Here is a 24133-nt window from a genome sequence, read left to right on the forward strand (position 1 = left end):
CATATTGGGCAAAATGGCGAGGATTTGGTTGGAATTTGATAAAAAAGCGAAAAAGTAGAAGAAAGGAGCCAAAAAAGACTTGACGTTATATGAAGCGGGGGCGTATACTGTAAAATGCAAATGATTACGCAAACGTAGAAAAATTGCGTAAAGAGGTGAACGATCATGAAGGTGACCATCAGCGATGTGGCAAGGTTGGCGGGTGTTTCCACCGCCACGGTTTCCCACACCATCAACTCGACCCGCTACGTCTCCGGCGAGACCAAGGAGAAGGTCTACCGGGCTATCGCGGAGCTGGGCTACACGCCGGACGCCTCGGCCAGAAGCTTCCGGACCGGAAAGAAAAAAACCATTGGATTTATCGTTCCGGATATTTCCAATAAGTTTTTCGCAACGATGATCGAATCCGTAGAGAATTATCTCTCTGCCCACGGATACCATCTGATCATTGCCAATACAAAGGAGAACCCAGAGCGGGAGGAGACCAATATCCGCCTGCTTTCCGCGGGACTGGTGGACGGGCTGCTCATCGCCAGCACCATGGAGGATTTCAGCCGGTTCGAGTCCCTGATCCCCGCCGGATTTCCGGTGGTGCTGGTGGACCGGACCTTTGACACAAAGCGGTTCCCGTCGGTGAGCGTGTCCAATTTCCAACCGATCTACCGCAGCGTCTGCCGTCTGGCGGGCAAGGGCGACAAGCGGATCGGCATGATCGGCGGCCTGCCCCGGCTGTCCTCTACCAAGGAGCGGATCGCTGCCTATCAGGAGGCTGTGGCGGACTGCGGTCTGCCTCAGGATGACCTGCTGATTCGCTACGGCAACTCTATGGAAAACAGCGCCCAGTCCTGTCTGGATGAGCTGCTGGAGCAGAAGTGTGACGCGCTGGTGGTGGCCCAGGGCCTGATGGCCTCGGAGACGGTGATCTACCTCCACAAGAAGGGCTTCAAGCTGGGAGAGGACATCGACCTGGTCACCTTTGTGGATTATGATTCGGACATCAATTACCTGTATTCCAACCAGATGGATTGCATCATCCAGCCGGTGGAAAAGCTGGGTGAGACTGCCGGTGAACTGATCCTCCAGCGGATCGAGACGCCGGATGCCCCTGCCTTTGAACAGGTGCTGACTTCTACCTATCAGCCCTGCGGCATGTAATAAGAAAAACGTTTATGCCCCGTCCCGGATCATTCCGGGGCGGGGCTTTGTCTTGACAGGACCATACGGGTATGTTATGGTTGGAACGTCTCCGGAAAGTGCTTCTGACCGGCGACACCATGCCCGCATACCGTTCTGCCGGTGAGGATGCTCCGAACCGAAAGATGAGGAAGGACAAGATCGCTGTACATTTGTCATCCCCTCTGCTGAACGGCAGGGGGGATGTATTACTTTATTGAGAAGGAGAGACCGCTGTGGAAGCTGTGGAAACGCGGGTGGCTGTCATTGCCATCATTGTCCGGGAGGGCACGCAGGTCGCGGCACTGAATGACCTGCTGCACCAGTACGGGCCGTATATCGTGGGCCGCATGGGCGTACCCTACCGGGAGAAGGGCGTGAACATCATCAGCGTGGCCATGGATGCCCCCGGTGACGTCATCTCCGCCCTGTCTGGAAAGCTGGGCCGCTTGGAGGGTGTCACCGCCAAGACCGTCTATGCCCCGGCGGGGAGCGTATGAAAGGAAGAAAAAACATGAACTGGAAGAAAAAACTGTTGGCGCTGGGCCTGTCTCTGGCCCTGACCCTGTCCCTGACTGCCTGCGGCCAGAAGGCCGCCGAATCGGAGCAGCCGGAGGAACCTGCCCAAACGGAAGAACCGGCGGTCGAAGCGCCGGATGGTACAGAGGCAGACACTGCCCATTTCAGAATTGCCGCACTGAAAGGCCCGACTGCTATGGGCCTTGTGAAGCTGATGAAGGACAATGATGAAACGATCGGCGCCCTGCTGAGCTCTGCCAAACCCTACGAGGGTGAGGTGGGCAATCTTTACACCTTCACGCTGGCCGGCTCTGCCGACGAGGTGACCCCGGCCCTCATCAAGGGGGACCTGGACATGGCCTGCGTCCCCGCCAATCTGGCCGCCGTGCTGTACGGCAAGACCGGCGGCGCCGTGGAAGTGCTGGCGGTGAACACCCTTGGTGTGCTGTATATCGTGGAAAACGGAGAAACGGTGCAGTCTATGGCGGACTTGAAGGGCCAGACCATCGTGGCCGCCGGTAAGGGCAGCACCCCGGAATATGCCCTGCGGTATCTGCTGACGGAAAACGGCATTGACCCGGACAAGGATGTGACCATCGACTGGAAGAGCGAGCACAGCGAGTGTGTGGCGGCACTGGCCTCCGGCCAGGCGGCCATCGCCCTGCTGCCGCAGCCCTTTGTCACCGTGGCTCAGACAAAAATTGAGGGCCTTCGCATGGCGCTGGATCTGACAGCGGAGTGGGACAAGCTGGACAACGGCTCCGCACTCATCACCGGCGTCATCGTGGCCCGGCGGGATGTGGTGGAGGCCAATCCCGGCGCGGTGGACAGCTTCCTCCAGAATTACGCCGCCAGCGTGGAGTGGGTGAACGGCAACACTGCTGAGGCTGCCGCCCTTGTCGGCGAGTACGGCATTGTAGATGCCGCTGTGGCGGAAAAGGCTCTGCCCTATTGCAACATCGTCTGTCTCACCGGCGGTGAGATGAAGGACAAGCTCTCCGGCTATCTGCAGGTTCTGGCCGACGCGGAGCCCTCCTCCGTGGGCGGCGCCCTGCCCGGGGATGATTTTTACTATGGCGGATAAAACCGAAAAATCCGCGCAGGCAGAGCTACACTTGGCCTATATCTGAATTTACGATAGAAAGGAGCGCCGCCTATGGACAGGAAAACAGACCTCCGCCTGTGGGCGGTGCTTTTCTGGCTGGTGGTGTGGCAGCTGGCAGCCATGGCCCTGAGGGCGGCATACCCCCATGGAGAGCTGCTGCTGGCGTCTCCGGTGAATGTGCTGCTGCGGCTGGGGCAGCTGGCCGTTACCGCCGCTTTCTGGCGGACGGTGGCCTGGTCCGCCATCCGCATCTTCGGCGGATTTCTGCTCGCCACGGTGTTGGCGGTGGTGCTGGCGGCACTGGCGGCGTGGAAACAGTGGCTCCGGGGGCTGATGGCCCCGCTGGTGGCGGCGGTCAAGGCGGTGCCGGTGGCGTCCTTCATCATTCTGGCGCAGGTGTGGCTCAACAGCCGGAGCCTGTCCCTGTTCATCTCGGCGCTGATGGTGTTCCCGCCGGTGTACCTGAATGTGCTGGAGGGCATCTGCCGCACGGACCGTCGGCTTCTGGAAATGGCCCGGGTGTTCCGGGTCCCCCTTGGGCGGCGGCTCCGGGGCATCTATCTGCCGCAGGTGATGCCCTATTTCCGCACGGCGGTATCTTTGGGCCTGGGGCTTTGCTGGAAAGCCGGGGCAGCGGCGGAGATCATCGGCTTGCCCGCCGGGTCCATGGGAGAGCGGCTATACACCGCCAAGGTCTACTTCCAGACGGCGGATCTGTTTGCGTGGACCGTTACCATTGTGGCGGTGTCAGTGGCGTTTGAGAGACTGTTTTTGGCGCTGGTGGACCGACTGATGGGAAAGGCGGGGCTGTGATGGAAGTCAAAAACCTATGCAAAGCCTACGGAGACCTTCCGGTGCTGGAAAACGTGTCTTTTACCGTCGGTGTGGGAGTCACGGCCCTGTGGGGGCCGTCAGGCGTGGGAAAGACCACCCTGCTGCGGATCCTGTTGGGCCTGGAAAAGCCAGACAGCGGCGAACTGATGGGAACGGCCGTCCGTTGGAGCGCCGTTTTTCAGGAGGACCGCCTGTTAGAGGGGCTGGACGCCTTGGGAAATCTCCGGTTTGCGCTGGGGACGGACTACGAGGAAGCGAAAGCGGCGGCCATGCTCACGGCGCTGGGCCTGACCTGGGAGACGGGCAAGCCGGTGGGGGCGTGGTCCGGAGGCATGAAGCGCCGTCTGGCCTTGGCCCGGGCGCTGCTGGCCCCGTCGGAGGCTATTGCCCTGGACGAGCCATTTACGGGACTGGATGATGAAAACCGGCAGCGGGCCATCCGGGCCATCCGCCGGGTGGCGGAAACAAAGCCGGTGCTGCTGGTGACCCATGACCGGACGGAGCTGAACCTCCTGCGGGCGAATATTGTAAATCTATAAGTAAGAAACCCGCCGCTGACTTTTGTCAGCGGCGGGTTTTTGCTGGATTCAATTTCCAAAACCGTTTTGCTTAAGGTGGCGGCGCATATCGGCAAGGGCCCACACCAGACTGGCGCCCAGTGCGATCCCAAGGGCATAAAGAGCGGTCTGGCGGGCAAAGTCCGCCGACAGATCCATGTCCTGCTGAACGGCATAGTACATGGCATAATAGAGCGGTCGTCCCGGCACCAGCGGGATCAGCAGCGCGGGGATCAGAAACAGCGTGGCGGGCGCACCCATAAACCAAGCCAGAAACTCCGCATACAACGCGGCAAAGGCGGCGGCGGTCAGGGTGGGGAGCAGGATACCGGACCAGATCGAGGCGGCCGCCAGATAGACACCGCAGGTCAGCAGACCCCCCAGAGAAGCGGCGAACATATACCGCCGACGCAGGTGGAACACTAGACAAAAACCCAGCGCCCCGGTAAAAGATGTGAGAAGCTGCACGATCACAGTCCGATCCCTCCCATCAGTAAAAAGGCGCTCATGAAGCCCATAGCCAGCGCCCCGGCCCACAGCAGCGTTTCGATGAGCCGCATGGCGCCGGAGATCGGGGAGCCTACCATGGTGTCCCGGACGGCGTTGGTCATGGCCAGACCGGGGATCAGCAGCATGATGTCACCGATCAGGATTTTGTCGGCGTGGAGCTCCGGCAGGAAAAAGGCGCACAGGGTAATGCTGATGCCAACAGCCAGAGCGGAGAGCAGATTGAATACCAAGCGGTTGGGGCACTGAGGGCCAAAGTGCCGCTGGAGGCGGCAGATCACCAAGCCAAACAGGGCAGCCACCAGACCATCCGTCATGGAACCGCCGAAAAACAGGGCGCAGCTTCCTGCGGCCAGCGCACTGCCCAGGTAGACCAGCAGCGGCTTGGGGGCTTCTGCCGTGATCTGGGCTACTTCCCGGCGCAGCTCATCCAGCGGAATAGGATCGGCGCAGCACCGGCGGCTCAGATCGTTCAGCGCTTCCAGAACGGTGAAATCCGTGCCGCCGGGAGTCAGGATCCGGCGGGTCTGGGTGATGTCCCGCCCGCTGGGCAGCGTCATGGTTACCACGATGCTGGAGGTGATGACAAAGGCGTTCATCCGAACAGCCCCGTAGGCCGTGCCCATACGGGTCAGAGTGTCCTCCACCCGGTTTACCTCTGCCCCTACGGCCAAAAGCGCTTCCGCAATGTCCATGAGACAGTGCAGCAGGACCTCCGGCTGCGCCGGGACAGGGATCTTATCTGCGTTCACGTCACTTAAAAGCCGAAGAGCATAGAGCGATCAATGTCGGCCAGGCTGTGAGCACCGCACATGGCCATGGTGTCCGCAAGCTCTGCCTGAAGCTTGTCCACATAGGCCTGCACGCCTTCCTGAGCGCCGCCGTAGACCGCGGTGACGAAGGGGCGGGCAATGAGCACCGCATCGGCACCCAGAGCCAGAGCCTTGAACACGTCCATGCCGGAGCGGATGCCGCCGTCCACAAAGACCTTCATCTTGCCGCCCACAGCGTCCACAATGGCGGGCAGGACCTCGGCGGTGGCGGGGCACTGATCCAGCACACGGCCGCCGTGGTTGGAGACGATGATACCAGCGGCACCGGCTTCCAGTGCCTTTTCCGCACCCTTCACCGTCATGATGCCCTTGAGGATAAAGGGCTTGCCTGCCATGGCAGCGATCTCCTTCAGCTGATCCATGGTCTTGCTGCCGGCGGGGGGAGTCATCCCCTTCAGGAAGGGCAGACCGGCGGCGTCAATGTCCATGGCGATGGCGCAGGGATCAGCGGCCTTTACCAGGTCCATCTTCTGCCGGACGGTTTCCAGATTCCAGGGCTTCACAGTGGGAACACCGCAGCCGCCGTTGGCTTTCAGGGCATCCGCAGCGCCTTCCATGACGGCGGGATTGGTGCCGTCACCGGTGAAGGCGAGGATACCGGCTTTGGCGCAGCCCTCCACCAGTACATTGTTATAGCGCAGGTCGTCATATTTGTCGCTGTAATGCATAGCCACGGCACCAACGGGGCCGGCCATTACGGGGATCGTCAGCTTGTGGCCGAAGAAATCATAAGAGGTGTCCACATCACCGTTTTCGCAGATGGTGTCCATATTGACGCACAGTTCCTGCCATTTCTGGTAGTTGCGGATGGCGCCGGTGCCCAGACCCTTGGCGCCGGGACCGGGGACCGTGTTTTTGCAGGCGAGGCCGTTGCACACAGGGCAGGCATGGCATTTGCCCATGCAGGTCCGGGCCTGCTCCAAAACTTCCTGATAAGTCATTGCAGTTTCCTCCTGAATCGTATAGCTTTGTAAAAATCCCGTTAAAGATCAAACATATTCCCGATTGGCCTCATTTTACAGCAGGCGGCAGAAAAATACAAGTCGGTAAAATGTTGAGAGCGGCGGAACTTTTTGGCGGGAATTTCGTCTATATAAGTAGAAGAGCGGCACGACCGCTGAAAAAGGAGGAGGCGCCATGAAAAGAAAGTTATTTGTCTGTTTTCTCGCAATGATTATGCTCCTGAGTCTGACTGCCTGCGGAGCCAGCAGCAAAACTGCGGCTTCCGTTGATTCCAGCGCCAACGACCACCCTGCGGAAAGCCCCGCCGTGACAGAGGAGAAGGGAGACGCTGACACCAACGGCTATGATGACGAGGGTCGGGACAGCGGCGGAGGTGTTCTGGAAAACCAGAAGATCATCTACACCGGGGACATCAATCTGGAGACCACGGAGTTTGACGAGGCCGTCAAGGCGCTGGCATCGCTGGCGGAGGCCAAGGGCGGCTACCTGGAGAGCAGCACCGTAGGCGGCGGGAGCCGGGGCTACCGGTGGGCGGATTATACCGTCCGGGTGCCCTCCGCTCAGTTTCAGAGCTTTCTGGATCAGGCCGGGGAGCTTGCCCATGTGACGTGGCGGAACACCAATTTGGAAAATATCACAGAGACCTATTATGACACGGCAGGCCGCCTGAAGACCCAGCAGATCAAGCTGGAGCGGCTGCAAAAGCTGCTGTCCCAGGCGGAAAACATGGAGGACATCATCACCATTGAGTCCGCCATTTCCGAAACAGAGTGGAATATCGAGGACCTTTCCGGTACCCTGCGGCACTATGACGCGCTGGTGGACTTCGCCACCATCAACGTCCATGTGTCGGAGGTCTATAAGTATTCCGACACGGAGGAACTGCCGGAGAATTTCGGAGATCGCCTGAGCAGCGCTATGAGCCGGGGCTGGCATTCCTTTGTGAACGGCATGGAGGACTTCGCCGTGGCGCTGGCGTACAGCTGGATGTGGCTGATCCTGTGGGCGGTCATCATCGCAGCGGCGGTGGTCATCCTGCGGAAGATCCGGCGGCGGAGCGGAATGAAAAAACCGCTGTTCAAGAAGAAAAACGATGTAAAACCGGATGACAAGTCCGGTGATACCTGATAGACTAAAGGCAGCGGGAGACCGCTGCCTTTTCTGATATTTTAGGAGGGATCGTTATGAAGCTGACCTGGCTGGGACACGCCTGTTTTCTTTTGGAGGAGGACGGCTATCGCATTGTACTGGACCCGTATACCGGCGTGGCGGGGTATCCGCCTTTGCACATACAGGCTCACGCCGTTTTTTGCAGCCACGGCCATTTTGACCATCACGCCACAGACTGTGTGGAGCTGCTGCCGGAGCGGGAAAGCCCGTTTACGGTCCGGGAGGTAGAGACCTTTCATGATGACCGGGGCGGCGCGCTGCGGGGGACCAACACGGTCCGGATTTTTACAGCCGGCGGCCTGTCTGTGGCCCATCTGGGCGATCTGGGGCACCAGCTGACGGCGGAGCAGGCGGCGGCCATCGGCCCGGTGGACGCCGTACTGGTGCCGGTCGGGGGTGTTTACACAGTGGATGCCGCCGGAGCAAAGGCAGTGTGCGATGCGCTGCATCCTCGCTGCGTGGTGCCCATGCACTACCACCACGCGCCCTACGGCCTGACGGAGGTGGACAGCGTGGAGCCGTTTCTGGAGCTGTGGCCCGCGGAGGCGGTCCACCACCTGCAAGGAGCGGCGTTTGAGCTGACCGAGCAGACTGCCGGGGTCATGGTTCCTTCGTTTTGAAGAATAGCTCTTGACAAAACGATGAATACTATGTAATATAGTTTTGAAAACTATATTACATGGCAATGAGGTGATCGTATGGTACAGAACAGACAGGTGACCCTGTTAGGGGATTCCATCTTAAAGGGAATTCAGGTAGATCTGGGTGACCGGCGCTATCGTACTCATAATGAGATCAATATGGAGGCTTTGGAATCGGAATTTCAGCTTTCCATTCATAATGACGCGCACTTTGGAGCCACGGTCCGCAAGGGCAGCCGCTTGCTGGACCGGATGCTGGCCCGGAAGCTGCCCTGCGACATGATGGTGATGGACTTCGGCGGCAATGACTGCGATTTCCGCTGGAAGGAGATCGCGGAGGACCCCACGGGAGACCATCAGCCCAACGTGCCGCTGCCAGAGTTTGTGGAGCTGTACCGGGAGATGATCCGGCGGGTACGGAGCCACGGTATCCGGCCCATCCTTACCAACCTGCCGCCGCTGGACAGCGAGCGCTTTTTCAACTGGTGGTGCGGAGATCTGGATAAAGAGGCTGTGATGCGCTGGCTGGGAGACGTGGGCAACATCTACGTCTGGCAGGAGCGGTATTCCCGTGCGGTGGAGCGTCTGGCCCGGGAGGAAAATGTGCCGCTGGTGGATGTCCGTGGAGCCTTTTTGGACTACGGCCATCTGGAGCAGACCCTCTGCGCCGATGGTACCCACCCCAACACCGTCGGTCAGGGCTTGATCACAAAGGCGTTTCAGGATTTTGGCCGGGGGCTGCGGCTGGCCGGTCAGACCGTCTGACAGAAGGACAAAAATACGGGTCGGTTTTGAAAACCGACCCGTATTTTTTACAGCTTTTTGAAGATGTGGATGCGGAAGGATGCCTGACAGTCCAGATTTTCCAACGCTTCCATCCGCTCTACGCCCGCCTTGGGGGTTTTCCAGCAGTAGGGCGTCATACGGAAGAGGGATTGGATATCCGCCTGATTTGCCAGATGGAGGGTGAAGTCCACCGGAACGATGGCCTCATAGGTGAAGCCCTCGTAGGGAGTTTCTTTTTCCTCGTTGGGGTAGGGCGCATCGTAGAGGACCCGCTTCAGCTCCCACAGATGGTCGGCGCCGGGTACCACATAGAGAAAATGGCCTCCGGGCTTCAGGACCCGGCGGAATTCGTCAATGGCCAGGGGGGAGAAGCAGTCCAGCAGCAGGTCTGCCGTTTCATCCGCAAAGGGAAGATGATAGCAGGAGGCCACTGCGAATTCCACCTGCTTTTCCCGTTTGGCGGCCAGCCGGAGGATAGATTTGGAGATGTCGATACCGGCTATAGCGGGCGTTTTCCCGGCGGCAGTCAGGGCTGCCCGGATGCCGGCAGTGTAGTACCCCTCTCCGCAGCCGGCATCCAAAATCACCGGATGCTCGCCCACAAGCGGCAAAATCTGGCTACAAAGCGTATTTAAGAGCGGCATATAATACTCTTTGGATAGGAAATCCCGGCGAGCTGCCGACATAGCCTTGTCATCGCCGGGATCGGCGGAGTGCTTCTGATTGGGGGGCAGCAGATAGGTGTAGCCCTCCTTGGCGATGTCATAGCTGTGTCGGTCAGCGCAGCGGTAGACCCGTTCCTCCCGGTCCAGCGGACCGCCGCAGACAGGACAGCGGAACAGAGATTTCATACGATCCCTCCTATGCGTTCAGATCTTGGGTCACGTCATGGATCCACTTGCCGCTGCGGATCCGGTGCAGGCCGAAGGGAACCTTCAAAGCGGATTCCGTGGCCATGATGAAGCAGAAGATGGCGATGGGAGCGTGGAGTACCAGCCCCAGCAGCACCAGCAGCGGCAGGGTGAAGCACCACAGGGGGAGAACGTCGATCAGCATGGCAATCCGCACATCGCCGCCTCCCCGGAGAACGCCCACGATGCCGGTGGTGGCAAAGGCGTGGAGCGGGGCAGAGATGGAGTAGCAGATCATCATGGTCACGCAGAGAGACGCTGAGGCGGCGGTCATGGAGAACAGAGGCAGCACGTGGGGCTTCAGCACGAGCCAGAACAGCAGCTGCTCCGCTATTGCGACACCAAAGCCGGTGCAAAAGGCCACAAAGGTCAGGGCCTGACCAATGGGATAGGCGTTTTTGCCGCCCATGCCAACCTCCTTGCCGACGATCACGGCGGCCGCCGCTGCCACGCCGAAGATGGCTACCGTCACCATCTTATCGATGTTGCCCGCCACGGTGTAGGCGGAGATCAGGTCTGTGCTGCCCGCCATGTGGCCCATGATGACGGTGTAGAGTGAGGTGCCGGTACCCCAGAGAGTCTCGTTCAGCAGCACCGGCGTGGAGAACTTCACAAAGCTGCGGAAGGTGGCCTTGCCGGGCCGGAGAATACAGGCGGGCATCAGGGGCATCTGCTTGCAGCGCAGGGCGTAGACAAGGGAAATGACAAATTCCACCACACGGGAGGAGAAGGTGGCGATGGCGGCGCCGGTGATCCCCAGTGCGGGCAGGCCCAGCTTGCCGAAGATCAGGATGTAGTTGCCTACGGTGTTGCAGACGGTGGAAATGGCGAATACCGTCATGCCGAAGCGGGGATTCTCAATGCTCTGCTGCATACCGATGTAGATGGAGGAGAGGGAGTTGAGAATATAGGAGAAGCCCACGATGCGGATGTAGGAGGTGCCCAGCTCCACCAGACGGGCATTGTCGGTAATGAGCATCAGCACCTGCCGGGGGAACAGCCCCATGGTCAGAGCGCAGAGGGTGGAAATGCCTCCTGCCACAAAGAAGCCGATACCCATGACCCGGTTGATGGATTCCCGATCTCCCCGACCCCAGAACTGGCTGATGAGCACGCGGGAGCCGCTTTGCAGACCGAAAACGATGAGCTGGATGATATAGATGGGTACATTGGCCACGGTGACGGCGGACATCTGCTCCTGACCGACCAGACCCACCATGAAGGTGTCCATGAAGCCAAGAGAGGTGGTGATGAGGTTCTGAAGGACCACTGGCAGAGCCAGTGTAAAGACCCGGCGGTAGAAGCCGGGCTCCCGGCGAAGATAGCTGAAATTCATAAAATGAAATTCCTTATTCAGAATAATAAATGGAATCCATGTTTTGTCAGGGCGTGTACCTGACAAAACATACTTTGCGGTTCACAAGTGTGCGAGCGTAGCGAGCTCTCCAGAGGGGCGTCTCTTGCAGCTTTGCGGCAATTCACCTTCTGCATAGCAGTGAACCGTGTGAGGAATTCTCAAGGGGGAGTCTGCTCCCCCTTGATATTTTATAGCTTTATAGCATGGGCATCCGGTGATTGTGATGATTCCGGAGAGCCTCCGCGCAGGCGTCGATGTCCGCAAAAGTAGTCTCCGGGCCGAAGCTCAGCCGGATGACACCGGCGGCCACCCGCTTGGGCAGATGCAGCGCCGCCACCACCTGGCTGGACTTGCCATGATGACAGGCGGAGCCGGCGGAGACGCAGATGCCCTGACTGCCCAGATCGTTCACCACGTTCTGACTGGGCCAGCCCGCCATGGAAGCGGACAGGACATGGGGGGCCTTGCCGTCCCCGATAATCTGGAGGTCCGGAATGGCCGTCAGCTTTTCCACGGCGTAGGCCTTGACCTCTGCCATGTGCCGGAGCTTGTCCTCCAGATGATCCCAGCGGAGCTCCACCGCTTTGGCGAAACCCGCGATCTGGGCAGTGGCCTCCGTACCGGAGCGCAGGCCCATTTCCTGACCGCCGCCGGGCAGCAAGGGCCGGGGATTCCGAACCCGGGGGCCGATATAAAGAGCGCCGATGCCCTTGGGGGCGCCGACCTTGTGACCGGAGATGGCGATGAAGTCCGCTCCCAAAGCTTTGGCAGAGAAGGGGACTTTCAAAAAGCCTTGGACCGCGTCGGTGTGGAGCAGGGTTTTTTCGTTGACGGCCTTCAAACCCTTGGCGATGTCTGCAATGGGATAGATGCTGCCCAGCTCGTTGTTCACCATCATCACGGACACCAGCGCCGTGTCCGGCCGCACCGCCGCCAGAACGGATTCGGCGGAAATGTCGCCGTTTTGATCCGGCAGGATGGTCGTGACCTCCCAGCCCTCCTGCTCCAGCTGCTGGCAGCAGTTGAGGACGGCGTGGTGCTCCACGGCGGTGGTGACGATGTGGCGGCCCACATGGCGGTTCTGCCAGCAGGCGGCCCGGATGGCCCAGTTGTCACCCTCGGTGCCGCAGGAGGTAAAGAAAAGCTGGTTTGCTTCGCAGTCTACGGCTTTGGCAATCACAGCCCGCCAATCCTCCACGCTGCGGCGCATTTCCTGTCCGAAGGGATATTGTGCGTTGGGGTTGGCGTACTGTTCTGTCAGCACGGTGTACATGGCGTCCGCCACAGCCTTGGGGACCGGCGTGGTGGCGGCGTGGTCCAGATAGATCATAAAAAATCCTCCTCTTGCCCTATTCCGAAAATAAACGTATAATGGGAGGGAAATCACGGGAATCCCCCCGGAAATCTCTTTCAATAGCGTAATTATTCATTATATAAGAACGATTCTGAAAACGCAAGGAGAACCTATGAAAGTTGCCATTTACACCCTTGGCTGCAAGGTGAATCAATATGAGACGCAGGCTATGGAGCAGACCCTCCGGGCAAAAGGACATCAGGTGGTGGAATTTTCCGACGAGGCCGACGCCTATGTGGTGAATACCTGCTCTGTCACCGCCGTCAGCGACCAGAAGTCCCGGCAGGTGATCCACCGGGTACAGAAGCAGCACCCGGCGGCGGTGGTGGCGGTGTGCGGCTGCTATCCCCAGACCCATCCGGAGGATGTGCGGAAGCTGGGGGCGGATCTCATCGCCGGTACCGGCGACCGGGAGGGGTTCATTTCCCTGCTTGAGGAGGCTGCCGCCGGAAAGAAGAATCTGGAGGCCATTGACAAGTCCTTTGAGCGGCGGGTGTTTGAGGTGCTGCCTGCCGGCGGCATGGAGGGCCGCACCCGCGCCATGCTGAAAATCGAGGACGGCTGCGTGAACTTCTGCACCTACTGTATCATCCCCTACGCCCGGGGACCGGTGCGCTCCCTTTCGCTGGAACAGGCGGTGGAGCAGACGCGGCAGCTGGCAGCGGAGGGCTACCGGGAGATCGTGCTGACAGGCATCGAGATCTCCTCCTGGGGCCATGACTTCAAAAACGGCCAAAGTCTTATCGACCTGCTGGAGGCCCTGTCCGCCGCGGCGCCGGAGGTGCGCCTGCGGCTGGGCAGTCTGGAGCCCCGCACTGTGACGGAGGACTTCTGCCGCCGGGCGGCGGCGCTGCCGAACTTGTGCCCCCAGTTCCACCTGTCTATGCAGAGCGGGTGCGATGCCACCTTGAAGCGGATGAACCGGAAGTACGATACCGCCCGGTATCTGGAATCCGTGGAACTGCTGAACCGCTGGTTTGACCGCCCCGCCGTTACCACGGACCTCATCACCGGCTTCCCGGAGGAAACAGAGGAGGAGTTCGCTCAGACCTTAGACTTCATCCGGAAGTGCCGCTTTGCCCAGATGCACATTTTCCCCTACTCCATCCGTCCCGGCACCCCAGCGGCCAAGATGGAACAGGTACCCAAGGCTGTCAAGGAGGAGCGGGCCCGCCGGGCGGCGGCGGTGGCGGAGGAAATGCACAGGAGCTATTTGGAGGGCTGCGTGGGCCGGACGTATCCGGTGCTGTTTGAGCAGCCGAAAAACGGGAAGTTCTTCGGCCATGCCCCGAACTATATGGAAGTTTTGGTGGACGGTGCGGAATTGCATAATGCACTGCGGACCGTGCGGATCACCGATGTGGACGGCGAGGCCCTGTTGGGAGAAATCGTGGAACAGGAGGCGGAAGCATGAGGATCGGCAGTCACTTTTTCGCTTATCTTTCCCGGATGCGCTTCATCCAGCGCTGGGCGTTGATGCGGAACACGGCCCCGGAAAACGTGCAGGAGCACAGCCATCAGGTGGCGGTGCTGGCCCACGCTCTGGCGGTGATCCGCAATGAGAAGTTCGGCGGCCATGCGGACGCCGGAGCGGTGGCGGTGGCGGCGCTGTATCATGACGCCAGCGAGATCCTGACCGGCGATATGCCTACGCCCATCAAGTACGACAACCCCGCCATCCGCAAAGCCTACAAGGCGGTGGAAGCGGTGGCGGAGGAAAAGCTGCTGCATATGCTGCCGGAGGAATTTCAGCCGGTGTACGCCCCCATCCTCACGGTGACGGACCCGGAGACGGAGCGGCTGGTGAAGGCGGCGGACAAGCTGTCCGCCTACATCAAATGCGTGGAGGAATTGAAGGCCGGGAACAGCGAGTTTCGGGACGCCGCCGTACAGACCCGCGCGGCGCTGGAGGAATACGAGCTGCCGGAGGTGACGTATTTTCTGGAGACCTTCATGCCCAGCTTTTCTCTCACGCTGGACCAGTTGAAATAGCGGGAAAGCTGGCGGAACGGCCCCGTGGAGGCGAATTCTGTGAAGATAACGATCGATTTCGGACATCCGTATTTTGAGGAGAACGTCTTATTGGGGCTCACACCGGATGACCTGAATTGCTTTTACGGGGACGCAAGTGAAGTAGACCGGCTCAACCTGTTCTTCGTTTTGGAGGCGTCACTGCATAGGTTTCAAGGGAAAGAACGCATGAAAACCGCTGCCTACTGTGCGTTTTTGATGGCGTATTATCTTTTTATCGCATTGACGCCGCCCGCGTCTTTTGAGCTTGCGGAGTTCTATATCGACAGGGCGCTGGAGTGGGATGAAACCCCGGAGTATCGCCAGTGGAAAGCGATCATAGATGAGGGAAATTGACGGAGCGAGGGCGTCCCCTCCCGCGTGGTATCCGCCTCTTGCCACAAAATCAAAAAGACCGCAAAAAGCCAAGCCGCGTTCCGCGGCTTGGCTTTTTTGCCAGTTATATGGAACTGCTTTCTTATTTCTTGGGCGGTTCCCGCCACTTTTCGGCGGGGACGCGCCGCTGCTTCAGCCGGTGGACCGTGAGCTGCCGCAGCAGGGCGTACAGCACGCTGCACAGGGGAATAAACACCAGCATTCCCAGAATGCCCATGAGACTGCCGCCCACTGTCACGGCTGCCAGCACCCAGATGGAGGGCAGTCCCACGGAGGAGCCCACCACATGGGGATAGATGAGGTTGCCCTCGATCTGCTGGAGCACCAGGAACAGGACGATGAACCACAGCGCCTGCCAGGGATCGTTCACCAGCATCAGCAGCGCACCCACGGCGCAGCCGATGAACGCCCCTACAATGGGGATCAGAGCGGTCAGTGCGATCAAAACGCCCACCAGCAGCGCATAGGGGAAATGGAGCAGGGTCATGGACACAAAAAACATGGTGCCCAGGATCACGGCCTCCAGACATTGACCGGAGAGAAAGCTGGAAAAGGTTCGCTCACTGAGCCGCAGAATATTCAGAAGCTGATCCGCGGCGGCTTCCGGCAGAAAGGCGTAGCAAAGCTGACGGCCCTGCCGGGCCAGTTTTTCCTTTTGCAGCAGGATGTACAGAGAAAAGATCAGGCCGATGAAAAAGGTGGTGACGCCGCTGACGATGCCGCTGACCAGTCCACCGCCGGAGATCAGAAGGCCCTTGCCCCAGTTCTGGACCAGCCCCACGGCTTTCTGGGAAAGACTGGCCCAGTCGATAGACAGCCCTTCGATCTGGTTTGCCAGAAGGGGCAGGTATTCCTGAAAGCGGGCGGCGCTTTCCTGCAAGCGCTCAAAGGCTTCCGGCACCTGCGCCGCGATGGAGGCGACGGCGTCCCGCACGCCGGGGACGATCACCATGCCGGCCAGCGCCAGCACGGCGGATACTGCCGCAACGGTGAGCAGCAGCGCCAGCGGGCGGCGGAGCTTATTGGCCTTTTTGACGTGGGGAAACAGGCAGTGCTCCAGCGCCCGCATGGGGACATTGAGGATAAAGGCGATGGCGCAGCCCAGCAGCAGCGGGGCCAAAATGCCCAGCAGCCACCCGGCGGCACCTGCCACCACATCCAGATGCAGCAGCGCCGCGGCGAAGGCAATGCCGCCGCAGACAACGCCCAACAGGGCCTTTACGGTCTGCTTGTTGAATTCCATATGTCAGGTTCCTTTCGTTGAATCAGCCACCAGCCGGGTTTCCTTCCACTTGCCGCTCCGGAAACGGATCGTAAACAGCGCACCCCGGAGACACTCGTCACAGGCCATGGCAATCCAGATGCCCACAAGACCCCAGTTCAGCGCGTGTCCCAGCAGCCAGCTTCCGCCTACGGCCACGATCCACATGCTGAAAATGCCCACGCCCACAGGGTACCAGACGTCTCCGGCGGTGGTGAGGCAGCGGGTCATGACGATATTGATGGACCGCCCAATCTCCAGACCGAACTCTACATAAAGGATCTGCCGGCCCAGCGCGTGGATCACAGGATCATCGGTGAAGATGCTGTAAATGGGATCGCAGAAAATGAGGATCAGCAGTGTCAGCAGCTCGGAGGCAGCCAGCGCGATGCGGATGGTGGACCAGACACGGCCGCTGACCTCGTCCAGCTTCCGGCCGCCGATCATGTAGCCCAGAATGATCTGGGTGGCCTGCCCCACGGCGATGGAGTACACATAGGCCACGTTGGCCAGCATACTGCCATAGACCTTGGCGCTGACCACCGCCGCACCCATCAGATTGATGAAACGGAGGATGAAGGTCTGGGATACGTTGTAGGACAGGGCCTCCGTGCCGGAGGGCAGGGCGATGCCCAGCAGGGCGCGGAAGGTCTTTGCGGGGAAGGGGTGCAGATATTGCAGGGAAAAACGGACGGTGCATTTGCGTTTCAGGGTGATGCAGGCCAGCGTCAGGCCCACAGCCTTGGAGATCACGGTGGATACGGCGGCGCCAGCCACGCCCATTTGCGGGAAGCCGAAGAAGCCGTTGATCAGAATGGCGTTGCCTACCACATTCAGAAGGTTCATGGAAACGGAGAGCACCACCACCTCTTTCAGCAGGGTGTAGCTCCGCAGAACGGCGCAGAGCTGGATATACAGCCCCTGAAGCAGTACCGTACCGCCTACGATGCGGGTGTAAAGGCAGGCACCGTCAAAGGCGTCCTCCGGCGTCCGCAGGAGCTGAAAGACCAATTCCGGCTCTAAAAGCAAAAACAGGCCCACCAGAAAGCTGAATACGGCGCTGACCGTAACGGCCACGGTGACGATCTCGCTGCATTCCCCACCGACCCGGCCTGCGCCGATGTGCTGGGTCAGGAGAATGGTGGCGGCGGTGCTCATGGTGGTGAGCACGATGATGACCACGTTCATCACCTGATTGCCGTTGCCGATGGCGGCCACGGCGGCGGAGCCGAAGTGGGAGATCATGAATTGGTCCATATTGCCCACCAGAAGCTGCAAGAGAAGCTCTGCGAAGATGGGCAGCGAGAGGTGAAAGACCCGTCGGGTTTGAGGTGAAAACTGCAATGTCATATAAATAGCTCCTTGCTTGAGAAGTAATCGTTTAATATCGGAGCAAGTATATGCGTACAACGGTTTGGTTGCAAGCGGCAAAGCGCCGAAAGAAGTGTGAAATTCCGGGCTTCTTTCAGCATTTTCCCTATTTTTGGCGCAAATCAGTCCTCGCGGTACCGGTCTGCCTGATGACAGTATTCCCGGGCGGATTCCCGGTTGCTCTCGATCTCGGCCTCCGTCAGGGGACGGACCACCTTGGCGGGGCTGCCCAGGATCATGGAGCCGGCGGGAGCGTCCATTTTGCCGGTGACCAGCGCTCCGGCGCCTACGATGCAGTTATCGCCGATCTTTGCACCGTTGAGAACGGTGGCGCCCATGCCGATGAGCACGTTGTTGCCCACGGTGCAGCCGTGGACAGTGGCCCCGTGGCCGATGGTGCAGCCGGAACCGACCGTGGTCTCCTCGTGCAGCACTGCGCAGTCCTGAACGTTGGTGTTGTCGCCCACTTTGATGGCACCGTCATCTCCGCGGAGGACGGCATTGTACCACACGTTGACATTCTTTCCCAGGGTCACGTCTCCCACGATGGCGGCACCGGGACAGACAAAAACGGATTCGTCAAATTTCGGTTTTGTGATCATATAATTCTCTCTTTCTTGTTAGGTCTGCTGCATCAGATGGCAAAGTTTCCGTTGATAAAGACGGGGATCTCCCGGCCGTCATGGGTGGTGCCCACGATGGAGAGGTCGGCGGTGCCAACCATGAAGTCCACATGGGTCAGCGAATAGTTCAGGCCGTGGGCCTGCACCTCCTCCCGGGTCATGGACTCGCCGCCTTCAATGCACTCGGGATATGCCTCGCCGAAGGCCAGATGGCAGGAAGCGTTTTCGTCAAACAGGGTGTTGTAGAACAGGATCTTCTGATTGGAAATGGGGCTGTCATAGGGGACCAGGGCCACTTCTCCGAAGTAGCTGGCGCCTTCGTCCACACTGATGGCGGCTTTCAGGAATTCCTCACCCTTTTCGGCGTGGGCTTCCACGATCTTGCCGTCCCGGATGATGAAGTAGAACTTGTCGATGATGTTGCCGCTGTCCACCAGAGGCATGGCGGAATAGACCACGCCGTTGATGCCGGTTTTCAGAGGGGCGGTGAAAATCTCCTCCGTGGGCATGTTGGCCACGAACTCCACCCCGTTTTTCATCACGGAGTTGCCGGCGGCCCAGAGATGGTCCTCCGGCAGCTGGATGGTGAGGTCAGTGCCCAGAGAATTGGTGTAGTGCAGGTATTTGAAGTGGTACTCGTTCAGCAGCTTTTTCCGGCGGCCCAGGGTGTCCAGATGCTGGCGCCATGCGGAAACGGCGGTGCCGTCTCCCTGAATGCGGACGGAGCGGAGAATGGCATCCCACAGCTTTTCCATGGCCTGATCCTCCGGCAGCTCCGGAAACACGGTGGCGGCCCAGGAGGGGATGGGCACCGAGGCAATGCACCAGGGGAAGCCGTTGCTCATCTGGAGCCGGTCAAAGGTCTTGCGGAGCACGGAACCGGATTTCTGAGACCGGACCAGCCGGTCGGGGTCCACGCCCTTCAGCGTTTCCGGATCGCTGGCGGCAATGGCCAGATAGGCGGCTCCCATTTCCGCATAGCAGGTGAAAAACTTTTCGCGCCACTCCGGTGTGTCATCGAAAACGGAGGCGTCCGCCCGGAGGAACTTCTGCCGACTAAGATAGTCGTCGCTCCAGTTCATGATGACCTCCCGGCAGCCTGCGTCATAGGCCGCGTCAGCACACAGCCGGGCGAAGGAGGCGCACTCCACCGGCGATGAAATGATGAGAGTCTGGCCCTTTTGAACATTCAGGCCTACTTCAATCAGTAATTTTGCATATTCCTGCAGTTTTGTATCCATAAAACAGCTTCCTTTCCCGCAGCGAGGCCGCGGCTGAGATTTGACAGACGATTTATGTCTTGGGTATGTTGACGCCCTGCTCCAGACGGTCCTTCCGCATACTGATGAGCACACCATTCATCTCCGCACCCAGAATCAATGTGAATGCCGAGAGGTTCAGCCAGATCAGCACCACAATGACGGCGCCGATGGAGCCATAGAGCACAGAGTAGTGGGAGAAGTGGTTGGCGTAGTAGGAATAGAGCCAGCTGAACGCCATCCACGCTGCCAGAGAGAACAGAACGCCGGGACAGATATTTTTCAGGGGTTGGATGGTATCCTGGGCCAGGGCGTAGAGCAGGAACAGTGCCAGAAAGCTGACGGCCCCGGCTACGGGGAACCGCAGCGTTACCCACAGCTTCGCCAGGAATTCCGGCAGGTGAAAATGCTCCACGGTGTACCACAGCGCCCGCTCTCCGAAGGTCATCAGAGACAAGGTCAGGGCGATGGTGACAATGAGGGTCACGGTATAGAGCAGCACCTTGATCCATTGGGTGATAAAGCCCTTGGGCGGGCCTAAATGGTAGGCTATCCGCACGGCGGCCATCAGAGAGTTGGTGGCCCGCATGGGGAAGTAGATGGAAAAGACCAGACCGAATACCATGAGTTGGGGGCTGGGATTGTCGGTGACGTAAGTGAAGTACATCCGGAGCAGGTCCACCACTTCCTCCGGCAGAAAATCCGAGAGGACGGTCATCATGCCGGTGATGTTCAGATTCAGCAGACCCAGCAGGGCACTGATGAAAATGAGGAAGGGAAAGATCATGAACAGCAGGTAAAAGGCCAGCGCCGCACTCTGCGTGGCCACGTTATGCCGCCCGCAGCGATGGACCATCAGTACACAGAAGCGGAGAAATCGGTTTTTCGGCAGGGTGTTGTCCCACATAGCAGTGTCTCCCTCCGGGAAGATTTTACTCCCATTTGGCCCAGACGTCCGGGCAGTAGCCCACAGTGGCCTCCTTGCCATTGCGGACAATGGGGGTGTTGAACAGCTCCGGATATTCCAGCAGCTTTTCCTCTTGGGCGTCCGGGGTGATATAGGCCATGTAAAGCTCCTCGTACGCCCGGCATTTTGTATTCACCAGCGCCTTAAAGCCAACTTTTTGCTTGACGGATTGGTACTCCCGGGGAGATAATCCCTTTGAGGGAACGTCGATATACTGATATTTGATGCGGCGCTCCTTGAACCAGCGCTCCGCCTTCTTCGAGTCAAAGGATTTGGAGGAGCCGAAGATCTGAATGTTCATAGATAACTTCCTTATTATACAGACTGGAGGGGTATTTTTATGACGGATGCGGTCAGAACATTAAAGGAATGGACCGACGCGGCCCGGAAAATCGTCTTTTTCGGCGGGGCGGGGGTGTCCACGGAGTCCGGGATCCCGGATTTCCGCAGCACCGGCGGCTTATACCATCAGGAGTGGAAATACCCTCCGGAGACTATTTTAAGCCATACGTTTTATAAAAGCAATCCCGAAGAATTTTTCCGCTTTTACCGGGCGAAGATGCTCTGCCCCGGCGCAAAGCCCAACGCCGCCCACAAAAAGCTGGCGGAATGGGAGCGGGAGGGGAAGCTGCTGGCAGTGGTGACCCAGAACATCGACGGACTTCATCAGGCCGCTGGCAGCAAACAGGTCTATGAGCTGCACGGCAGCGTACACAGGAATTACTGCGAAAAATGTGGAAAATTCTACGATCTGGATCACATCCTCCACACCACAGGAGTTCCCCGGTGCGATTGCGGCGGCGTCATCAAGCCGGACGTGGTGCTCTATGAGGAGGCCCTGAATGACCGGATCATCGACGGCGCGGTGAACGCTATCGCGCAGGCGGATCTGCTGATCGTGGGCGGCACCTCCCTGAATGTGTGGCCTGCGGCGGGACTTATCAACTATTTCCGTGGGGACCGGCTGGCCCTCATCAACAAATCCCCGGTGGCCCGGGATCTGGCGGCTGGGCTGGTCATTACGGACCCCATCGGCGAGGTTTTGTCCCAGCTTTGAGGCCCTGTTTTTCCGGGCGGTTTTGCCGCCCGGAAAATTTTTTTAGAAAAACCGCAAATTCTGGTTGACATTATGGATACGAATGGATATAATAATCAAGCAGTCTTTTTTAGGCGGTATTTGTTTGCGGCTGTGCTGGAACTGGTAGACAGGCCAGCTTGAGGTGCTGGTGTCGATTCGACGTGTGGGTTCAAGTCCCGTCAGCCGCACCAGTTTTCTCTCCGGAAAGATTGCTTATGCGCGCGAGTGGTGGAATTGGCAGACTCGCTAGATTCAGGTTCTAGTGTCCGTTACGGACGTGCGGGTTCAAGTCCCGCCTCGCGCACCAGAAAGCCCCATCGGAGTTTCTTCCGATGGGCACCCTTCGGGGATTAACTTCATATTGATACGCGCGAGTGGTGGAATTGGCAGACTCGCTAGATTCAGGTTCTAGTGTCCGTTACGGACGTGCGGGTTCAAGTCCCGCCTCGCGCACCAAACAAGAGCATCACTGTAAAGTGATGCTCTTTTGTTCTTAGGCCGGATAGGAGGCGAAATCATGACAAAGGACGAGCTGCGGGAAAAGGCCAACGATCTGCCCTTACAGCCCGGCGTCTATCTGATGATGGACAAGACCGGGAAGGTCATCTATGTGGGCAAGGCGAAAAAACTGAAAAACCGGGTGAGCCAGTATTTTCAGGACAGCGCGGCCCACAGTGTCAAGACCCGGCAGATGGTCAGTCAGGTAGATCATTTCGACACGATCTTCGTCACCAGTGAATTTGAGGCGCTGGTGCTGGAAAACTCCCTCATCAAGCGGCATATGCCCCGGTACAACATCCTGCTGAAGGATGACAAGGGCTATCCGCTGGTGCGCCTCAGCCGGGGGCGGTATCCGAAATTCACTCTGGTGAATCGACCCGCCAATGACGGCGCGAAGTACTTCGGTCCCTTTGGCGGGCGGTACGAGACCCGTCAGGCAGTGGATGCGGTATGTCAGGCTTTGCGCCTGCCCACCTGCCGCCGACAGTTTCCGCGGGACATCGGCGCGGAGCGGCCCTGCCTGAATTTCCACATGGGCCGGTGCGACGGGTTCTGCCGCCCGGAGATGCCGGAGGCGGAATATGACCGCCGGATGGAGCAGGCGGCCCAGCTGTTGGAGGGACGCTCCAAGCAGCTCCTCCGGGACATGACCGCCGAGATGGAAGCGGAGGCGGAGGCCCTGCGGTTTGAGCAGGCGGCCCAACTGCGGGACCGTATCCAAGCCATCAGCGCCCTGAGCAAAAAGCAGACCGTCATCGCGGGACTGTGCGCCGATACGGACGTGTGGGGCGTGTTCCGGGGGGCGGGCAAGAGCGGCTATGCCGTTCTTCACATGGAAAACGGCGATCTGGTGGGCCGGGAGACGGAACTGCTGACCGCGCCTATGGAGGAATCGGCGGCGGAGCTGCTGGCGGCGGTCACGGCCCAGTATTATCTGCCGCGGGCCATTCTGCCCCATGAGATCTTGCTCTGCGTGGACACGGGGGACTGCGAGGAACTGTCCGAGGCCCTGACCCAGCGGGCGGGGCATAAGGTCTGGGTCCATGTGCCCCAGCGGGGAGAGAAGTCCACACTGGCGGATATGGCGGTCCGCAACGCACAGGAGGAGGTCCGGCGGGCCACCACCGCCGAGGAAAAAACGGCGTATACGCTGGAAGCCCTGCAAAAAATGCTGAACCTGCCCCAGCCGCCCAGACGGATGGAGTCTTTCGATATTTCCAACACCGGCGCCAGCGACATTGTGGCGTCCATGGTGGTCTATCAGGGGGCGAAGCCTTTGAAATCCGCCTATCGCCGGTTTCAGATCAAGGAGCTGACTGGCGGCCATCCCGATGATTACGGCTCCATGCGGGAGGTCCTGCGGCGGCGGCTGCAAAGGGCGGCGGACGGGGACGAAAAGTTCCTGCCCTTGCCGGATGTGTTTTTGATCGACGGCGGCGTGACCCATGCCGACGCCGTCCGGGAGGTGGCGGAGCAATTCGGCTGCACGGTGCCCATCTTCGGCATGGTGAAGGATGACCGCCACCGCACCCGGGCGCTGGTCACCCCGGAGGGCCGGGAGATCGGCATTGTGAACGATCAAGCGGTGTTTTCACTCATCGGCCAGATCCAGGAGGAGACCCACCGTTTCGCCATCACCTATCACCACCAGCACCATACCAAGAGCGCCATGCGCTCCGCACTGGACGGCGTTCCCGGTCTGGGACCCAAGCGGCAGGCGGAGCTGCGGAAGCATTTCGGCACGGTGAAGGCCATCCGGGAGGCGGACGAGACGGCACTGGCGGCGGTGCTGCCGCAAAATGTGGCCCATACCCTTTGGATCAGACTCCATGAAAAGGAATCCACTTAAAAAAACGTCCTGCTGCCCCACGGGGCAGCGGGGCGTTTCCGCCATCGGGCGTATCCACCCCGCCTGTCGCCTGTTTTCGCAAGATTTCAGTAGAAATACCATTGTGTA

At 59.4% G+C, this 24133-nt stretch carries 25 protein-coding genes and 3 tRNA genes; 16 read left to right on the forward strand and 12 right to left on the reverse strand.

The features are described from left to right. Positions 1–165 precede the first annotated feature (165 nt). From H8Z83_RS00330 to H8Z83_RS00350, 5 genes are all read left to right on the forward strand, one after another. The gene (locus tag H8Z83_RS00330) at positions 166–1155 is read left to right on the forward strand and encodes a LacI family DNA-binding transcriptional regulator (protein ID WP_187013207.1); all 990 of its coding nucleotides are present in this window, start codon (positions 166–168) and stop codon (positions 1153–1155) included. A gap of 263 nt (positions 1156–1418) precedes the next feature. After that, the gene (locus H8Z83_RS00335; protein ID WP_187013536.1) at positions 1419–1673 is read left to right on the forward strand and encodes a TM1266 family iron-only hydrogenase system putative regulator; all 255 of its coding nucleotides are present in this window, start codon (positions 1419–1421) and stop codon (positions 1671–1673) included. Between the two features lie 14 nt (positions 1674–1687). Further along, on the forward strand, positions 1688–2776 hold the full coding sequence (locus tag H8Z83_RS00340) for an ABC transporter substrate-binding protein (protein ID WP_187013208.1): 1089 nt from the start codon (positions 1688–1690) through the stop codon (positions 2774–2776). Positions 2777–2848: 72 nt separating this feature from the next. After that, positions 2849–3610 carry an ABC transporter permease gene (locus H8Z83_RS00345; RefSeq protein WP_187013209.1) on the forward strand — a complete coding sequence of 254 codons (762 nt, stop codon included), beginning with the start codon at positions 2849–2851 and terminating at the stop codon, positions 3608–3610. Continuing rightward, positions 3610–4170 carry an ATP-binding cassette domain-containing protein gene (locus H8Z83_RS00350; RefSeq protein WP_187013210.1) on the forward strand — a complete coding sequence of 187 codons (561 nt, stop codon included), beginning with the start codon at positions 3610–3612 and terminating at the stop codon, positions 4168–4170. Before H8Z83_RS00345 ends, H8Z83_RS00350 begins: the two co-directional genes overlap by 1 nt. 48 nt (positions 4171–4218) lie before the next feature. Here H8Z83_RS00350 and H8Z83_RS00355 read toward each other — a convergent pair whose 3' ends face one another. From H8Z83_RS00355 to H8Z83_RS00365, 3 genes are read right to left on the reverse strand one after another with little or no spacing between them, the layout of a single operon-like run. Further along, positions 4219–4662 carry a threonine/serine exporter family protein gene (locus H8Z83_RS00355; protein ID WP_187013211.1) on the reverse strand — a complete coding sequence of 148 codons (444 nt, stop codon included), beginning with the start codon at positions 4660–4662 and terminating at the stop codon, positions 4219–4221. Next, positions 4659–5447: a threonine/serine exporter family protein gene (locus tag H8Z83_RS00360; protein WP_302643014.1), complete on the reverse strand. Its 789-nt coding sequence runs from the start codon at positions 5445–5447 to the stop codon at positions 4659–4661. Before H8Z83_RS00360 ends, H8Z83_RS00355 begins: the two co-directional genes overlap by 4 nt. A 5-nt stretch (positions 5448–5452) precedes the next feature. Continuing rightward, positions 5453–6469: an alpha-hydroxy-acid oxidizing protein gene (locus H8Z83_RS00365; protein WP_187013212.1), complete on the reverse strand. Its 1017-nt coding sequence runs from the start codon at positions 6467–6469 to the stop codon at positions 5453–5455. 196 nt (positions 6470–6665) lie between these two features. Here H8Z83_RS00365 and H8Z83_RS00370 point away from each other — a divergent pair, with 196 nt between their 5' ends. The 3 genes from H8Z83_RS00370 (at position 6666) to H8Z83_RS00380 (ending at position 9067) form a co-directional block, all read left to right on the forward strand. Next, complete coding sequence (locus H8Z83_RS00370; protein WP_187013213.1) at positions 6666–7619, forward strand: DUF4349 domain-containing protein; 954 nt, start codon at positions 6666–6668, stop codon at positions 7617–7619. Positions 7620–7675: 56 nt separating this feature from the next. After that, positions 7676–8281 carry an MBL fold metallo-hydrolase gene (locus H8Z83_RS00375; RefSeq protein WP_187013214.1) on the forward strand — a complete coding sequence of 202 codons (606 nt, stop codon included), beginning with the start codon at positions 7676–7678 and terminating at the stop codon, positions 8279–8281. Between the two features lie 78 nt (positions 8282–8359). Beyond that, entirely contained in the window at positions 8360–9067 is a 708-nt protein-coding gene (locus H8Z83_RS00380; RefSeq protein WP_187013215.1) for an SGNH/GDSL hydrolase family protein, read from the forward strand. A 47-nt stretch (positions 9068–9114) separates the two neighbouring features. Here H8Z83_RS00380 and H8Z83_RS00385 read toward each other — a convergent pair whose 3' ends face one another. The 3 genes from H8Z83_RS00385 to H8Z83_RS00395 all read right to left on the reverse strand — a co-directional run bounded on the left by H8Z83_RS00385 (position 9115) and on the right by H8Z83_RS00395 (position 12686). Then, the gene (locus H8Z83_RS00385; protein WP_187013216.1) at positions 9115–9939 is read right to left on the reverse strand and encodes a putative RNA methyltransferase; all 825 of its coding nucleotides are present in this window, start codon (positions 9937–9939) and stop codon (positions 9115–9117) included. Positions 9940–9949: 10 nt separating this feature from the next. Then, on the reverse strand, positions 9950–11335 hold the full coding sequence (locus tag H8Z83_RS00390; RefSeq protein ID WP_187013217.1) for an MATE family efflux transporter: 1386 nt from the start codon (positions 11333–11335) through the stop codon (positions 9950–9952). Between the two features lie 217 nt (positions 11336–11552). After that, positions 11553–12686, reverse strand: a complete 1134-nt coding sequence (locus tag H8Z83_RS00395; protein ID WP_187013218.1) for a cysteine desulfurase family protein — start codon at positions 12684–12686, stop codon at positions 11553–11555. 136 nt (positions 12687–12822) lie between these two features. Between H8Z83_RS00395 and mtaB the strand changes: the two genes are divergently transcribed. Genes mtaB through H8Z83_RS00410 form a run of 3 tightly spaced genes read left to right on the forward strand, consistent with a single transcriptional unit; the run spans position 12823 to position 15077 of the window. After that, complete coding sequence (gene mtaB / locus H8Z83_RS00400; RefSeq protein ID WP_187013219.1) at positions 12823–14124, forward strand: tRNA (N(6)-L-threonylcarbamoyladenosine(37)-C(2))-methylthiotransferase MtaB; 1302 nt, start codon at positions 12823–12825, stop codon at positions 14122–14124. Positions 14125–14126: 2 nt separating this feature from the next. Then, positions 14127–14702 carry a 5'-deoxynucleotidase gene (gene yfbR, locus H8Z83_RS00405; RefSeq protein ID WP_494546114.1) on the forward strand — a complete coding sequence of 192 codons (576 nt, stop codon included), beginning with the start codon at positions 14127–14129 and terminating at the stop codon, positions 14700–14702. A 39-nt stretch (positions 14703–14741) separates the two neighbouring features. After that, a complete protein-coding gene (locus tag H8Z83_RS00410) occupies positions 14742–15077 on the forward strand; it encodes a hypothetical protein (RefSeq protein WP_187013221.1) in 336 nt (111 codons plus the stop codon). A 121-nt stretch (positions 15078–15198) separates the two neighbouring features. Here H8Z83_RS00410 and H8Z83_RS00415 read toward each other — a convergent pair whose 3' ends face one another. From H8Z83_RS00415 to H8Z83_RS00440, 6 genes are all read right to left on the reverse strand, one after another. Then, a complete protein-coding gene (locus H8Z83_RS00415; RefSeq protein WP_187013222.1) occupies positions 15199–16359 on the reverse strand; it encodes an AI-2E family transporter in 1161 nt (386 codons plus the stop codon). 3 nt (positions 16360–16362) lie between these two features. Beyond that, a complete protein-coding gene (locus H8Z83_RS00420) occupies positions 16363–17727 on the reverse strand; it encodes an MATE family efflux transporter (protein ID WP_187013223.1) in 1365 nt (454 codons plus the stop codon). Between the two features lie 143 nt (positions 17728–17870). After that, positions 17871–18350 (reverse strand): gamma carbonic anhydrase family protein, encoded by a 480-nt coding sequence (locus H8Z83_RS00425; RefSeq protein ID WP_187013224.1) that lies wholly within the window; start codon positions 18348–18350, stop codon positions 17871–17873. A 32-nt stretch (positions 18351–18382) separates the two neighbouring features. Beyond that, on the reverse strand, positions 18383–19612 hold the full coding sequence (locus H8Z83_RS00430) for an aminopeptidase (protein ID WP_187013225.1): 1230 nt from the start codon (positions 19610–19612) through the stop codon (positions 18383–18385). 52 nt (positions 19613–19664) lie between these two features. Further along, positions 19665–20537, reverse strand: coding sequence for a YihY/virulence factor BrkB family protein (locus H8Z83_RS00435; protein ID WP_187013226.1), 873 nt, complete (start codon positions 20535–20537; stop codon positions 19665–19667). 25 nt (positions 20538–20562) lie between these two features. Then, complete coding sequence (locus tag H8Z83_RS00440) at positions 20563–20898, reverse strand: arsenate reductase family protein (RefSeq protein ID WP_187013227.1); 336 nt, start codon at positions 20896–20898, stop codon at positions 20563–20565. Positions 20899–20937: 39 nt separating this feature from the next. On the opposite strand from H8Z83_RS00440, the gene H8Z83_RS00445 reads away from it, so the two are divergent. The 5 genes from H8Z83_RS00445 to uvrC all read left to right on the forward strand — a co-directional run bounded on the left by H8Z83_RS00445 (position 20938) and on the right by uvrC (position 24025). Next, entirely contained in the window at positions 20938–21654 is a 717-nt protein-coding gene (locus H8Z83_RS00445; RefSeq protein ID WP_187013228.1) for an NAD-dependent protein deacylase, read from the forward strand. A 126-nt stretch (positions 21655–21780) separates the two neighbouring features. Next, a tRNA-Leu gene (locus H8Z83_RS00450) sits at positions 21781–21866 on the forward strand. 28 nt (positions 21867–21894) lie between these two features. After that, positions 21895–21982: transfer RNA gene (locus H8Z83_RS00455), tRNA-Leu, on the forward strand. 61 nt (positions 21983–22043) lie between these two features. Then, positions 22044–22131, forward strand: a tRNA-Leu gene (locus H8Z83_RS00460). Between the two features lie 61 nt (positions 22132–22192). Continuing rightward, positions 22193–24025: an excinuclease ABC subunit UvrC gene (gene uvrC, locus H8Z83_RS00465; RefSeq protein ID WP_187013229.1), complete on the forward strand. Its 1833-nt coding sequence runs from the start codon at positions 22193–22195 to the stop codon at positions 24023–24025. Positions 24026–24133: the final 108 nt, after the last annotated feature.

The sequence above is a fragment of the Dysosmobacter segnis genome (assembly GCF_014297285.1).
Taxonomy (GTDB): Bacteria; Bacillota; Clostridia; order Oscillospirales; family Oscillospiraceae; genus Oscillibacter; species Oscillibacter segnis.

Coding starts and splice junctions, on each gene's coding strand:
- H8Z83_RS00375 (WP_187013214.1), top strand. CDS start 7,676: ATGAAGCTGACCTGGCTGGGACACGCCTGTTTTCTTTTGGAGGAGGAC.
- H8Z83_RS00350 (WP_187013210.1), top strand. CDS start 3,610: ATGGAAGTCAAAAACCTATGCAAAGCCTACGGAGACCTTCCGGTGCTG.
- H8Z83_RS00425 (WP_187013224.1), bottom strand. CDS start 18,350: ATGATCACAAAACCGAAATTTGACGAATCCGTTTTTGTCTGTCCCGGT.
- H8Z83_RS00395 (WP_187013218.1), bottom strand. CDS start 12,686: ATGATCTATCTGGACCACGCCGCCACCACGCCGGTCCCCAAGGCTGTG.
- H8Z83_RS00440 (WP_187013227.1), bottom strand. CDS start 20,898: ATGAACATTCAGATCTTCGGCTCCTCCAAATCCTTTGACTCGAAGAAG.
- H8Z83_RS00445 (WP_187013228.1), top strand. CDS start 20,938: ATGACGGATGCGGTCAGAACATTAAAGGAATGGACCGACGCGGCCCGG.
- H8Z83_RS00420 (WP_187013223.1), bottom strand. CDS start 17,727: ATGACATTGCAGTTTTCACCTCAAACCCGACGGGTCTTTCACCTCTCG.
- H8Z83_RS00385 (WP_187013216.1), bottom strand. CDS start 9,939: ATGAAATCTCTGTTCCGCTGTCCTGTCTGCGGCGGTCCGCTGGACCGG.
- H8Z83_RS00435 (WP_187013226.1), bottom strand. CDS start 20,537: ATGTGGGACAACACCCTGCCGAAAAACCGATTTCTCCGCTTCTGTGTA.
- mtaB (WP_187013219.1), top strand. CDS start 12,823: ATGAAAGTTGCCATTTACACCCTTGGCTGCAAGGTGAATCAATATGAG.
- H8Z83_RS00430 (WP_187013225.1), bottom strand. CDS start 19,612: ATGGATACAAAACTGCAGGAATATGCAAAATTACTGATTGAAGTAGGC.
- H8Z83_RS00390 (WP_187013217.1), bottom strand. CDS start 11,335: ATGAATTTCAGCTATCTTCGCCGGGAGCCCGGCTTCTACCGCCGGGTC.
- H8Z83_RS00380 (WP_187013215.1), top strand. CDS start 8,360: ATGGTACAGAACAGACAGGTGACCCTGTTAGGGGATTCCATCTTAAAG.
- H8Z83_RS00330 (WP_187013207.1), top strand. CDS start 166: ATGAAGGTGACCATCAGCGATGTGGCAAGGTTGGCGGGTGTTTCCACC.
- H8Z83_RS00415 (WP_187013222.1), bottom strand. CDS start 16,359: ATGGAATTCAACAAGCAGACCGTAAAGGCCCTGTTGGGCGTTGTCTGC.
- H8Z83_RS00345 (WP_187013209.1), top strand. CDS start 2,849: ATGGACAGGAAAACAGACCTCCGCCTGTGGGCGGTGCTTTTCTGGCTG.
- H8Z83_RS00340 (WP_187013208.1), top strand. CDS start 1,688: ATGAACTGGAAGAAAAAACTGTTGGCGCTGGGCCTGTCTCTGGCCCTG.
- H8Z83_RS00365 (WP_187013212.1), bottom strand. CDS start 6,469: ATGACTTATCAGGAAGTTTTGGAGCAGGCCCGGACCTGCATGGGCAAA.
- H8Z83_RS00370 (WP_187013213.1), top strand. CDS start 6,666: ATGAAAAGAAAGTTATTTGTCTGTTTTCTCGCAATGATTATGCTCCTG.
- uvrC (WP_187013229.1), top strand. CDS start 22,193: ATGACAAAGGACGAGCTGCGGGAAAAGGCCAACGATCTGCCCTTACAG.